This is a genomic window from Flavobacterium hauense, from assembly GCF_054457175.1.
In genome coordinates this window covers 129059-141950 of sequence record NZ_JBTKVX010000008.1, presented here as the reverse complement: position 1 = coordinate 141950, position 12892 = coordinate 129059, and the positions used below count along the sequence as shown (strand labels likewise).

Sequence of the window (12892 nt, the reverse complement as noted above, 5' to 3'; positions counted from 1 at the left end):
CTAAATAAAAAAGCCGAACTATTTTGTCCGGCTTTTCGATATATAGTATGCTTATTTATTAAACTACTTCGTGATGGCTTTCTACCGATGTAAGGTACCGTTCTGCGTCAAGAGCAGCCATACAGCCTGAACCTGCAGCGGTAATTGCCTGACGGTAATCTTTATCCTGAACGTCTCCCGAAGCAAATACTCCCGGAATGTTAGTTTTAGTTGATTTTCCTTCGGTAATAAGGTAACCCGTCTCATCCATGTCGAGCTGGCCTTTAAAGATATCGGTGTTTGGTTTGTGGCCAATAGCGATAAATAAACCAGTAATAGCGATCTCATGTTTATCTCCGGTTACGTTATTTACGATCCTAAGGCCATCAACTACCTGGTCGCCTATAACTTCATCAACTTCACTGTTATAAAGTACAGTAATATTTGCTGTGTTTTCAACACGGTGCTGCATTGCTTTAGATGCTCTCATTGCATCTTTACGAACAAGCATTGTTACACTTTTACAGATGTTGGCAAGGTAAGTAGCCTCTTCAGCAGCAGTATCTCCTGCACCTACGATTGCTACATCCTGGTTGCGATAAAAGAATCCATCACATACAGCACATGCAGATACACCACCACCTCTTAGGCGTTGTTCACTTGGAAGTCCAAGGTATTTTGCAGTAGCTCCTGTAGAGATGATTACGGTTTGAGCGTGTACTTCTTTATTTCCGTCAATGATAACTTTATGCCATCCTCCGGCTTCATTACTGAATTCTACAGCAGTAGCCATTCCGATTCGTACCTGCGTACCGAAACGTTCTGCCTGTTGTTGTAGCTGAACCATCATCGTAGGCCCGTCAATACCTTCTGGATATCCCGGGAAGTTATCAACCTCAGTTGTTGTGGTAAGCTGTCCGCCTGGCTCCATGCCTGTATAAACTACCGGTTTCATATCAGCTCTTGCAGCATAAATCGCTGCTGTATAACCTGCAGGGCCTGATCCTATGATAAGGCACTTGATTTTTTCTATTGTCTCAGACATAATTTCGTGGTCTTAATTTGGTATGCAAATGTATGTTTTAATTGAAAATATAACTACGGAAAGTTATCAGTTTTAGCTATTGAAAAATAAAATTCGCTTATCGTTTTGAGATATCGATTTTAGTAGTATATTTGCACCGCTCAAATGGAGTAATCCACTTTGAATTCGGGGTGTAGCGTAGCCCGGTCATCGCGCCTGGTTTGGGACCAGGAGGTCGCAGGTTCGAATCCTGCCACCCCGACAACAAAATCCCTCTTGCTTTGCAGGAGGGATTTTTTTTTATCGAAACTAAGCTTGCATGAAGTTTCTCTAAAACAAAAATTACTGCGGTTTTAAAAACCGTAGAAGGATTTAGTTTTATCAATTCCATCTACAGGATCATGAAATAATCCTGCCACCCCGACAAAAGCAGAACGGAAATGTTGTGCTTTTTCATTTATATATAGCATTCATGTTTTTAACGATATAAAGTGGTTTGTAAGGGTAGCAACCATATATCGTAAATTTTAAAACATTAATTAAGTATTAAATATTTGATTTTAAGTGTATTGTGGGTTTGGTTTTAAAATTGTTTGGTACCTTTATAGGTGTAACAATCCAAAAAATAGTAATCTAATAAATCACAAGACATGAGTACAATCAAACTTAAAGACGGAACTGAATTTTATTACAAAGACTGGGGAACTGGGCAACCGATTGTTTTTCATCATGGGTGGCCATTATCAGGTGATGACTGGGATGCACAAATGATGTTTTTCCTTAAGCAGGGATACAGGGTTATCGCGCACGACCGCAGAGGACATGGCCGTTCAGGCCAAAGCTCTGAAGGCAATAATATGGAGACTTATGCCGCAGATGTTGCTGAACTGACAGCTGCCCTTGACTTAAAAGATGCTATACACGTTGGGCACTCAACAGGTGGGGGAGAAGTGATTCGTTATGCTGCCAAGTATGGAAAAGGCCGTGTTGCAAAAGCTGTTATAATCAGTGCAGTTCCACCGATAATGCTACAGAGCGAATCCAATCCTGAAGGTATACCATTATCAATTTTTGATGAGATACGTAAAGGAACCGGATTTACCAGATCATCTTACTTCTACGATTTCCCGATACCATTTTATGGATGGAACCGTGAAGGCGCTAAAATTGACGAAGGTATCAAACATAACTGGTGGCGTCAGGGAATGATGGGGTCTGTTCTGGCTCATTATGAAGGGATAAAAGCCTTTTCGGAAACTGATTTTAGAGACGACCTGAAAAGTCTGGATATTCCTGTGCTCGTACTTCATGGCGAAGATGACCAGATTGTGCCTGCACATCAGGCGCCAAAATCGGCAGCTTTGCTTAAAAATTCAAAACTAATAACTTACCCGGGTTTTCCTCACGGTATGCCAACCACAGAAGCTGAAACCATAAACAAAGATATTTTGGCTTTTATCAAGTCATAAAATTAAAATTGAGTGAATATAAAAAGCCGAACATTTGTTCGGCTTTTCGATTTTATAGTAACAGCATATTACATCTCTTTCTTATACAATACTGCGCTGTCGGCAAAGTTGGTTACCTGTACTTTTGGTTTACCAAAAAGCTCTATCTCCGCTTTTCCTGATGCAGCAATAGTGATGTTTTCCAATGCATTTATATTGCAGTGTGTGTAACTTTCGGCGGTTAGTTCCAGATTTTTTACAGCGAATTTTTTTCCTGTGAACGATGCATTGTTGTCTACACGAATTTTGCCTTGTGCTGCATCACCCTCAATAACAGCAGCTGTTTTTTGGTACAGGTCTATTTTTGCCATTTGTCCTGCTGCGATCAATGCTTTCAATTGCGAACTTTTGCTTAGTTCTACAGTAATATTATCGCCCTGGAAGTTTAATTCGGCAGTAGCTTTGTCATTCATGATCAGCGTGAAGTTAGCCGATTTGACATTAAGATACGATTTCGAAAAGTCAAGATTTTTTAGGGTAATATTCTCGAGCTGAAGATCGGCAAGAGCATTTATGGTTACCTCATTTTTGGCCGTGATGGTCTTCAGGTTCTCGGTATAGGTTACACGTATACTGAATTTTTTTGCTCCAGTAACTTCTTTATCGGTATAAAGGCGAAGGGTAGTGCCGTTAAGGTCGGCTTTTATGATTTCATGAAGGTTGTCATCAGCTTCTATCTCCAGGCTTTGGGTTGATCCTTTAGATAAAAATATTTCGATGTTATCTTCAACTTCAAGGTTTTCAAAACTTGCAATTTCTTTTTGAGTAACAGTTACAATTTTTGAGCCTTTTAGCTTTTCTTTTTTCTGTGCAAAAGTAAATGTGGTGAAAATAAGCGCAAACAGGAGTAAGAGAACTTTTTTCATTTGTAGTTTCATTTTTTATTGGTTAGCGCAAATATATAAAAAACACCGGTGTGCTGCCGGTGTTTTATGTTGTGTAAGCTAAAATTATTGTGCTGCCTTGTGGTCGTAGCTCAGTACGCGGGCCATTTTCCAGTATCCGTCTTTCAGCAGCCATACATGAGTGAATTTAGCTGTTCCTGTCTTTGTCTCTTTACCATTCTCTGCGCTATAAAAATCGTGCTCGCCAATAAGTATCGCACCATAACCATCCAGCGGATATACCTTAAAGGTTTTTATGACAGGTTTACGTATTATTTTACGATGCTGATCATTGCAGATATTGTTTTTCATAGTCTCTGAAAATTTGTCCAGGCCTTTGCTGTATCCTCCTTTATCATGGTAGAACTCCAGATCATTTGTGAAAAACGTTTTTACTTTTTCGAGATCACAGGTGTTGTAAGCATCAAAAGCTTCGGCATCGAGTGCAATTATTTTTTCAGTAAGAACCGCTGTGTTTTCGGGATAAATTTCATTTTGGGCATGGGTAGCCATGGCAACAAACAGGGTTGCTATCCGGAGTATTGTTTTCATAAAGAATATGGATTAAAAAAGCCTCCCGACCTGGGAGGCATTAAGTGTTATTAGAGTTGTGAAACTATACCGCCTGAGCTGGCATTTTTCTTAAGCTCTTCAGGAGTAGATGTGAAATAAACATGTCCTCCGCTAGAGGCATCTGCCGAAAGTTTTTTGATCGGATTTACAGTAGTGTTGCCACCACTCGAGGCATCTGCTGTTACAGTCTGTGCTTTAAGCGCTTTTGCATTGATGTTGCCGCCACTCGATGAACTTGCTTCAAGTTTTTCGGCAAGTCCGTCTATTTTTATATGGGCACCACTACTGGTTTCGCAATCTACATGTTTCGCATCAATACTAACTTCAATGCTGCTTCCGCTGCTTGAAGAAAGTTTTACCGATTCCCCTTTGATAGAACCTTCGCTTTTTATTGATGCACTGCTTTCGGTAGAAAGGGACCTGATGTCAGGCATGGTTACAATAATTGTCTTTTTACCGCTACTAATGTTCGTGTCTGCTGTAATGATCAACTCACCACCTTTAACTTCTGTCTTAATATGTTCCTGGAGGTTTTGGTCGGCTTCAACAGTAACTGATTGCTCCGGTCCTTGCTGAATTATTACTTCGAGTGCCCTTTCTGCCGAAACTGAATTAAATGTTTCTGTAATCTGGCGTTTTTGGGAGGTTGCATTTCCGTCTCCGTCTAAGGATTTAAAATCGAAACCGCATGAAAGGCATAATAATGACAGTACTATGGCAACCATAGCTTTGGCAATATGAACAATAATTTTTACCATGAGAATGTATTTTTAAATTATCTTCTTGTTTTTGTCCTGATATTCAGAGTGTCAACGTTTACTTTAATATCTACATCCTTATCAGATATATGTATCTCGCCTTTACCTTTACCATTGAAATGTAAATTTGCTTCTTCGGGAGGTCCCGGTGGAGCAGGGATCACTTCTCCATTTTGGTCATACATTACATCTTCGTATTCCTCATCATGAGGGCAGGTAAGACATTCTACCTTGTCAGATTGCATCATGTATTGCTGCTCATTGGCATCGTCCCACTGCATGTCGAAGAAACTATTATCTGAATTATCGTATTCTTTTACGCTGTCGTCACATTGAAAAACAGTTCCTTCAGGCAGGTATAAATAGATCTCCACCTTCTGATTGCGATATTTGTTAGCAAGGTCTGTTAACAGATAATTGTCTAAAGTTAAAGTATTTCCTTCAAATTTGAAATTATATTTAATTTTTTCGGCTCTTTTACGTGCTTCCGACGATGTCCTGCCGTTCGCTATTTTTTCTATCTGTATAAATGGTTTGCTGCCATCAGTTTTCAGGATAGTAAAATCGATATCATTTGTATAGATAACGTCATTACCTATAGAATCCTGAGTGAAACGGAAGTCATGTCCCTGATAAACCGATTTTGAGAAATAATCGTTGTATGCAAATTTGATATGAAGCACTTCATCCTGGACCAGGTTAATATCATATTTAGAAACCGTTTTGCCTTCGTCGTTTATTTCTCTCCCCTGACTGATCCCCATGTAAAGTATGCTTACAAAAGATATTACCCATATTGCCAAAAGCGTGAATTTTGTAATGTTTCCAATTGGTTTCAGGTTGTCTACTAATATTTTTAATCCAAGAAGGAATATCATGAACAATGGAATCGCTACAGTAAAAAATGCTGCTGTACCCATCAGCCATATTGGCGTATCAGTATAGTTGAATCCGCTCACCCATGGATGCCACATCGAATTTTTAAATGATGAAGTGAATAACAACGAAAAATAAAATACAACCATCACACCAAGCATTATCGCTGCTGTAACCGCTATCAGGGCGCCTATTACTTTTGCAAAGCCTTGAAACAAAGCTGAAAATACAGCACCAATACCGCTGCCTAATTTTTCTGCTCCGCTTTTCGCATTGCTTCCAAGTTTATCGTAGTCAACATTTTGAAGCTTCCCGGCAATGGTATCAATTTCTTCCTTTACCTTTTTCTCGATATTAGAGATATTGATGGGCTCGCCAGTCATCTCCAGCTTTTCTGTAGTGGTTATGGCCTTTGGGATCAGTATCCATAATAAGATATAAATAAATACGCTTGAACCAAACGAGATAAATAAAGAGAGAATAAAAATGATCCTTATCCATAAAGGGTCAATTCTCATATAGTGGGCAAGTCCAGCACATACACCACTTATTATGCTTTTATCACCATCCCTGTAAAACTTTTTGGTTTTTGGAGCATAGTTAAAGTCAGGCGCAGTGTAATTGCTTTTGTCTCCTGTAGTTTCTTCATCTATCCTGTAGTCTTCGGGTTGGCCCATTACAGCCATGATCTCATCTACTTCGGTATTGCTTACAACCTGCTTGTCGCTTTTAAGCTTTTCAGAAAGCAGTTCGGCAATCCTTCCTTCAATGTCGCTCATGATCTCGTCTTTACCGTCAGGTGAAAGAGAGCGCCTGATAGCGTCAAAGTAGCGGTTTAACTTTTGGTAGGCATCTTCATCTATGTGAAAATAGAGCCCTCCTAAATTTATACTAACTGTTTTGTTCATGGCTATGCTTTTTGACTGGTTATTATGTTTACTGCGTCGGATAACTCCGTCCAGGTAATATTAAGTTCTTTTAAAAATTCTTTTCCTTCATCGGTCAGGCCGTAATATTTACGCGGTGGGCCTGATGTTGACTCTTCCCAGCGGTAACTGAGCAGTCCATCGTTTTTTAACCTTGTAAGCAGCGGATAAACGGTTCCCTCTACCACAAGCAGCTTAGCGTTTTTTAGCGTGTCAAGGATTTCCGACGTGTATGCATCTTTTTCTTTCAGCACGCACAGGATACAGAATTCCAGAACGCCCTTACGCATCTGGGCCTTAGTGTTCTCAATATTCATTAGCTTTCATGTTTTTTAATTCACTTTCTTTTTTGGGCATGTGCCGCGTTCTCCTTAAAGCCTAGTTATTTAAGGCTAATTTAAGGTTATCTCTTTTTATAGCATATACGTTTGTGCCTAAATTCACTGTAGACGGTGCACCATAATAGGTAATTGATGATGAGTTGTCAGCATCGGCACTTATCGATTTTACTGCATTTACAAAAGCTGTCGAGGCATTTATAGTTTTTACATATGCCTCCTGACAGAAAAACTTGCCGGCGATCAGCGAACCATTATTGCATATCACATTTGTTGTCTCTGCGCTTCCTGTAATTTTTATAGTTCCTCCCAGGGCTTTACCGTCAAATTCGGCCGTGTTTATCATTCCCCTGAACATTGACCCTGATTCTGCCTTTACGGTAAGCTTTTTACTGCAGTTGGCTTCTCCTGTAAAAGTAGCTCCTGAAGCGAGTTTTACAGTAATCTCATCTGCCGAGAGCTTGCCGCTTGCTTTTATCGATGCTCCTGTAGCTGCTTTAAAGCTATCTACATCTTCAGCAGATACATACACTTTGGCCGTTCCATGCATAGCCTCACCATTAGCAGACTCTCTAAGATATATCTTAAGGGTTCCTTTAGTGAATTCGGTTACAATGTTCTCTAAGTTAGCCTTACTGTCAGACTCTACTTTTAATGAAGTGTCCTTACTTTGTGTAAAGACTACCTCAATACCATTTTTTACTTCAAGTGCGTTAAAGCTTTGGCTTTTTCTAGTTTCACTTGTTTGTGCCTGTGCGCCCATTCCTGTTAGGACTAAAAGCGCTGTGATTGCAAATTGTTTCATAACTGATTCGTTTTTGATTTGATTGATGATTGAACTCTGATTACTGCCGTGATTAAGGGCAGGCCTGCTTATTGCAGACAGGTTGATTGATTTTATTTTTGATGATTGAACTCCTGATTATTTCTGTTTTTGCTGTAGTTTTTTTACGTTTCTGATTACTTCTGTTATTATTTCTTTTCCTGTATCACTTGTGTTTGAGAGGATGTTTCCATTTTCTTCTATGAGCACGGTTACTCCATTTTTAGCAGGTGTTACCCTGACTTCTGTTTTTTTATTCCTGTAATTTATAGATCCGCCGGGAGTAAGTGTTGTTATTGTTGTACCTTCAGTATTAAAGGTAGCATTGCCCTCCATTTGTATCTCAATATCGTTCAGGGCATTTTTTAAAACCATTTCCCTTTTTATTTCTCCCTCACTATTATAGGAGTAGCTGTATTTAATATTGCTGTCGTTTGAATTGCAAGACACAAACAATATCACTGTTACTATTGCTAGTATAGTTTTCATTATCTGATAAAATTTATTGTTAGTGGAAATTTATAACGCTCTCCGTTATTGTTTTTTACCGCTGCATAAATAATCAGGAACAGTTCGGCTGTCTTTAATAGTACAACCATGCAAATGGCAACAACTGCGATAATCATAAGGATTGTGATGTTGCCAAGGGTGAATTGTTCCATTATCCATTCTCCGTCGGTATCTATGATAAGATTCATGTTGCTGAAAAATGTGCAAACGAAAATTACGATGGCAACAATTGCCAAAACAAATGAATATAAGAACAGGCTTAATTGAAAATTGATTGCCTGCTTACCGTTATAGTCTACAAATTCAGACTCGTTTTTTTTCAAGCTCCATAGTAAAGCTGGGAATATAAAGTTGCCCAACGGAATGAAATACTGAGTTAATGCGCTCAATTGTATTATAGTAGCTGTATTTTTATTTGCTATAGTTTCCATAGTATAGGTTTATGTCTATTAATATTCTATGCAAATATATGGCTATTGAAAGGTATTGTGCAATACAAAGTACTGTAATTTAACAAAATTTTAACAATTTTTAATTTAAGTATTTATGTGTATTTTAGCTGAAAATCATGCTATAATGGAATTTACACCCTCAAAACTCAATACATTCCTTTTTTTTAAACTTCCTTCGGCATACTGGAGTGGGGTAAGAGTAAAAGCAATAAGTGAAACGTCCTGCACAGTTACCGTAAAGCATCGATGGTTCAATCAAAATCCGTTTGATTCCATGTATTTTGCTGTACAAGCCATGGCGGCAGAGCTTACTACAGGAGCTTTGGTTATGTATCACATAAAAAAGAGCGGAAAGAAAATATCTATGCTTGTAGCTAACAACAAAGGTAATTTTACAAAAAAGGCAAGAGGCAGGATTACTTTTAGCTGTAACGAAGGCCATATTATACAAGAAGCCATACAAAAAGCAATTGCTACCGGTGAAGGGCAAACCTTTTGGATGATATCAACTGGAAAGGATGCTGCCGGCGATCAGGTGTCTCAGATGGAATTTGAATGGAGCATTAAGGTTAAATAAGCCCTTATTAAAAATAAGTTAAAAACTTATTTATTAGGCTGCGCATCTCTATATTTGAATACCAAAAAAACAGATATGACGGTTTTAATAACAGGCGCTACCGGACTTGTAGGATCTGAATTGGTATCGCTGCTTCTAAAGAACGGCATATCCATAAATTACCTTACCACATCAAAAGACAAAGTGCAGGAAGAACCGAATTACAAAGGATTCTTTTGGAATCCTGTAACGGGAGAAATAGATGAACGCTGTCTTGAAAATGCCGATGCCATAATAAACCTGGCAGGTTCTTCGATATCCAAACGCTGGACCGAAACGTATAAGAAAGAAATCCTGAACAGCAGGTTGCTTTCCATTTCCGTGCTTCATGATCTGCTAAAAAACAAACCTAATAATGTTCATCATTTCATTTCGGCTTCTGCAATAGGTATATATCCAAGCAGCTTTGACAAGGTCTATTCCGAAGACGAAACACAGTTTGATAATTCTTTCCTTAGTCAGGTTGTACAGCAGTGGGAAGCCGCTGCAGACAGGATTGAGGCTCTTGGAATAAAGGTGTCAAAAGTTCGTACGGGATTGGTGCTTTCTGGGCATGGCGGAGCTTTAAAGGAGCTTTCGGGGCCTATTAAGTATGGACTGGGGTCTGCTTTTGGCAGTGGCGAACAAATGCAGTCATGGATTCATCTTGATGATTTAGCCGGAATTTATGCGTATATATTGCATAACGAGCTTGAAGGCATATACAATGCTGTTGCGCCACATCCGGTAACTAATGACACCCTAATAAGACTTGCAGCTAAAGCTATGGATAAGCCTTATTTTATGCCTAATATGCCGAAATTTGTCATGGAACTGATCCTCGGCGAAATGCATACATTGTTATTTGACGGCCAGAATGTCAGTGCAAGGAAGATTATAAGTGAAGGCTATCAGTTTAAATACCTTTCGCTGGAAAAAGCACTCCTAAAAGAATTAGGCTAATAGATTTTAGATAATAGTATTGACAAGCGATATTTTTTCAAAGTGAATTTAATCTCTCAATTCTAAATCTCACTTCTCGCTACTTTTCCTGGTGGTTACACTTACCTTTAACTCAATATTGTCATCTATATATTGATTTCCCAAATTTTCAATTGCACTTTTTGAGTTGTAATTGATGTTCCATAATATCCTGTTTATTTTAAAGCTTTCGCTATTTATAACGACAAGAGAATCGTTTACAGTAACAATTGCCGGAAACGTAATGTTTTTAGTAGTGCCTTTTAATGTCAGGTTTCCCTCTACCATTGTCCTGTTGTTTGCAGTTGTCAGGTTTGTAATCTCAAAAGTACCCGTAGGATATTTATTAGTGTTGAAGAAATGATCCTCATTAGCTTTGTCGCCCAGTCCTTTAAGATGGTTTTCAAGATTGGTTTTGTTCTTGCCATCTTTCGGATCAGTAACGGTAATGCTTTTCATGTTGATGGTAAACTTCCCGGTTACCAGCATGCCATTCTTAACGAATAAGGTTCCGTTAGTTAATTTAATAGTTCCTGTATGTTTGCCGGTTGGCTTTGTGCCTGTCCAGTTAATATTGGAAACAAGAGTATCTGCGCTATATTTTTCTGATGCGGGAGCAACAGGTTTGGGTAACTCTGCTTCGGTAATTACAGCTTCATCTGCTTTGCTTTCTTTCCTGCATGAGGTGGTCAGGACTATGCCTAATACTGCCACAAAAAGTTGTTTTTTCATGGTTTTGAGATTGGGAGTTAATTTAACTATCCTTAAAAATAAGAAAAATAGCAATGACAATTTGACATTTTGCAGCTTTTGGCAATACTTTTGCAATTCGCTAAAGCGAACAAAACAAAATAATGTTTAAGAAATTATTTAAGAATATGAGCCAGGAGAATTCTGAAAACGTAGAGAAAGACTTAACACAAGACGGAATAGTAAATGAAAATGAAGCGGGTGCGCAGCCGGAAGGCGTTGCGTCTGCCGAAGAGCTATCTGTTGAAGAAAAGCTAGGCGAGGATCTTGCTAAAGAAAAAGATAAGTTTTTACGTCTGTTTGCTGAATTTGAAAACTATAAAAAGAGGACATCTAAAGAAAGAATGGACCTTTTTAAAACTGCTAACCAGGAAGTGCTTCAGGCACTGCTTCCTGTACTTGACGATTTTGACAGGGCTATGACACAGATCTCAAAATCGGAAGATGAGGTATTGCTTAAAGGTGTAGAGCTTATTCATAACAAGCTTAAAGATACCCTTGTGTCTAAAGGATTGGAGCAGGTAGAGCTTAAGGCAGGTGATGCATTTGATGCAGATTTTGCTGAGGCTATTACACAGATTCCTGCGCCAACTGCCGACCTTAAAGGTAAAATTGTTGATGTTGTTGAAAAAGGATACAAGTTGGGCGACAAAATTATACGTTTCCCTAAAGTTGTTATTGGTAACTAATTTAAACCTGTTAGCATTACAGTAAGATGAAAAAAGATTTTTACGAAATATTAGGTATTGACAGAAGCGCGAGTGCTGACCAGATAAAGAAGGCGTACCGTAAAAAAGCTATTGAATACCACCCCGACAAAAACCCGGGGAATAAAGAAGCCGAAGAAAAATTTAAGGCTGCAGCTGAAGCTTATGAGATATTAAGTGATGCAGACAAAAAGGCACGTTATGACCAGTATGGTTCTGCGGCATTTGACGGTACAGGCGGCTTTAACGGCGGCGGAATGAACATGGATGATATCTTCAGCCAGTTTGGTGATATCTTTGGTGGAGCATTTGGCGGCGGCTTTGGTGGTTTTGGCGGTGGCGGTGGTCAGCGCAGGATGAAAGGAAGCAATCTTCGTATCAAAGTAAAACTTACGCTTGAAGAAGTTGCTAATGGTGTTGAGAAAAAAGTAAAAGTAAAACGTAAAGTACAGGCTAAAGGAGTGTCTTTTAAAACATGTCCTACCTGTAACGGAGCGGGCCAGGTAATGAAGATTACCAATACCATACTGGGAAGAATGCAGACTGCAGCCACTTGTCATACTTGTGGAGGCACAGGACAGATCATAGAGTCTAAGCCTAATAATGCAGATGCCCAGGGTATGATAATGGAAGACGAAACTGTATCGATTAAAATACCTGCAGGTGTTGTAGATGGTATGCAGCTAAAAGTTGCAGGAAAAGGTAACGACGCTCCGGGCAACAATAGTATTCCCGGAGATCTTATTGTAGCGATTGAAGAAGTTGAGCACGAAACACTTAAGCGTGAAGGTGAAAACCTGCACTATGATCTTTATATAAGCTTTGCCGAAGCAGCTCTTGGAACATCGAAAGATATTGAGGCTGTAAACGGAAAAGTAAGGATAAAATTAGAAGAAGGTATTCAGTCCGGCAAAATATTGAGGCTTAAAGGTAAAGGGGTGCCAAGTATCAACTCTTATGGTAGTGGAGACTTATTAGTGCATGTAAATGTATGGACACCAAAGACTTTAACAAAAGAGCAGCGTCAATTTTTTGAGAAATCACTTACAGATGAAAACTTTATTCCGCACCCTGAAAAGTCGGATAAATCTTTTTTTGAAAAAGTAAAAGATATGTTTTCATAATTTAAGAAAATTTTATATATTTGGAATTCACTATGTAAATAGTGAATTTTTCTTTTTCATAGCAATTTTTCCCATCCTTATGCA

Annotated in this window: 15 protein-coding genes and 1 tRNA gene; 6 read left to right on the top strand and 10 right to left on the bottom strand. The window is 38.9% G+C overall.

All coding sequences use genetic code 11. From position 1 onward, the window contains the following. Positions 1–58 precede the first annotated feature (58 nt). Complete coding sequence (gene trxB, locus ACX0HA_RS07780; RefSeq protein ID WP_458844698.1) at positions 59–1024, bottom strand: thioredoxin-disulfide reductase; 966 nt, start codon at positions 1022–1024, stop codon at positions 59–61. Positions 1025–1190: 166 nt separating this feature from the next. Here trxB and ACX0HA_RS07775 point away from each other — a divergent pair. After that, positions 1191–1265, top strand: a tRNA-Pro gene (locus tag ACX0HA_RS07775). Positions 1266–1653: 388 nt separating this feature from the next. Further along, on the top strand, positions 1654–2472 hold the full coding sequence (locus ACX0HA_RS07770) for an alpha/beta fold hydrolase (RefSeq protein ID WP_458844697.1): 819 nt from the start codon (positions 1654–1656) through the stop codon (positions 2470–2472). A 68-nt stretch (positions 2473–2540) separates the two neighbouring features. Here ACX0HA_RS07770 and ACX0HA_RS07765 read toward each other — a convergent pair whose 3' ends face one another. From ACX0HA_RS07765 to ACX0HA_RS07730, 8 genes are all read right to left on the bottom strand, one after another. Then, the gene (locus ACX0HA_RS07765) at positions 2541–3377 is read right to left on the bottom strand and encodes a GIN domain-containing protein (protein WP_458844696.1); all 837 of its coding nucleotides are present in this window, start codon (positions 3375–3377) and stop codon (positions 2541–2543) included. 84 nt (positions 3378–3461) lie between these two features. Continuing rightward, positions 3462–3947: a nuclear transport factor 2 family protein gene (locus tag ACX0HA_RS07760; RefSeq protein WP_458844695.1), complete on the bottom strand. Its 486-nt coding sequence runs from the start codon at positions 3945–3947 to the stop codon at positions 3462–3464. Between the two features lie 50 nt (positions 3948–3997). Continuing rightward, positions 3998–4726 carry a head GIN domain-containing protein gene (locus tag ACX0HA_RS07755; protein WP_458844694.1) on the bottom strand — a complete coding sequence of 243 codons (729 nt, stop codon included), beginning with the start codon at positions 4724–4726 and terminating at the stop codon, positions 3998–4000. A gap of 17 nt (positions 4727–4743) precedes the next feature. Beyond that, the gene (locus ACX0HA_RS07750; protein ID WP_458844693.1) at positions 4744–6510 is read right to left on the bottom strand and encodes a PspC domain-containing protein; all 1767 of its coding nucleotides are present in this window, start codon (positions 6508–6510) and stop codon (positions 4744–4746) included. A gap of 2 nt (positions 6511–6512) precedes the next feature. Further along, complete coding sequence (locus tag ACX0HA_RS07745; RefSeq protein ID WP_458844692.1) at positions 6513–6845, bottom strand: PadR family transcriptional regulator; 333 nt, start codon at positions 6843–6845, stop codon at positions 6513–6515. 61 nt (positions 6846–6906) lie between these two features. Continuing rightward, positions 6907–7671: a GIN domain-containing protein gene (locus ACX0HA_RS07740; RefSeq protein ID WP_458844691.1), complete on the bottom strand. Its 765-nt coding sequence runs from the start codon at positions 7669–7671 to the stop codon at positions 6907–6909. A gap of 117 nt (positions 7672–7788) precedes the next feature. Beyond that, the gene (locus tag ACX0HA_RS07735) at positions 7789–8178 is read right to left on the bottom strand and encodes a hypothetical protein (protein ID WP_458844690.1); all 390 of its coding nucleotides are present in this window, start codon (positions 8176–8178) and stop codon (positions 7789–7791) included. Further along, a complete protein-coding gene (locus ACX0HA_RS07730) occupies positions 8178–8630 on the bottom strand; it encodes a DUF4870 domain-containing protein (RefSeq protein ID WP_458844689.1) in 453 nt (150 codons plus the stop codon). Before ACX0HA_RS07730 ends, ACX0HA_RS07735 begins: the two co-directional genes overlap by 1 nt. Positions 8631–8775: 145 nt before the next feature. Between ACX0HA_RS07730 and ACX0HA_RS07725 the strand changes: the two genes are divergently transcribed. Then, positions 8776–9228, top strand: coding sequence for a DUF4442 domain-containing protein (locus tag ACX0HA_RS07725; RefSeq protein WP_458844688.1), 453 nt, complete (start codon positions 8776–8778; stop codon positions 9226–9228). Between the two features lie 75 nt (positions 9229–9303). Continuing rightward, positions 9304–10209 (top strand): TIGR01777 family oxidoreductase, encoded by a 906-nt coding sequence (locus ACX0HA_RS07720; RefSeq protein WP_458844687.1) that lies wholly within the window; start codon positions 9304–9306, stop codon positions 10207–10209. Positions 10210–10278: 69 nt separating this feature from the next. On the opposite strand, the gene ACX0HA_RS07715 is transcribed toward ACX0HA_RS07720, so the two are convergent. Further along, positions 10279–10959: a YceI family protein gene (locus ACX0HA_RS07715; RefSeq protein ID WP_458844686.1), complete on the bottom strand. Its 681-nt coding sequence runs from the start codon at positions 10957–10959 to the stop codon at positions 10279–10281. A gap of 122 nt (positions 10960–11081) precedes the next feature. Between ACX0HA_RS07715 and ACX0HA_RS07710 the strand changes: the two genes are divergently transcribed. Continuing rightward, on the top strand, positions 11082–11666 hold the full coding sequence (locus ACX0HA_RS07710) for a nucleotide exchange factor GrpE (RefSeq protein ID WP_458844685.1): 585 nt from the start codon (positions 11082–11084) through the stop codon (positions 11664–11666). A 26-nt stretch (positions 11667–11692) separates the two neighbouring features. Continuing rightward, positions 11693–12808 (top strand): molecular chaperone DnaJ, encoded by a 1116-nt coding sequence (gene dnaJ / locus ACX0HA_RS07705; protein ID WP_458844684.1) that lies wholly within the window; start codon positions 11693–11695, stop codon positions 12806–12808. Positions 12809–12892 lie beyond the last annotated feature (84 nt).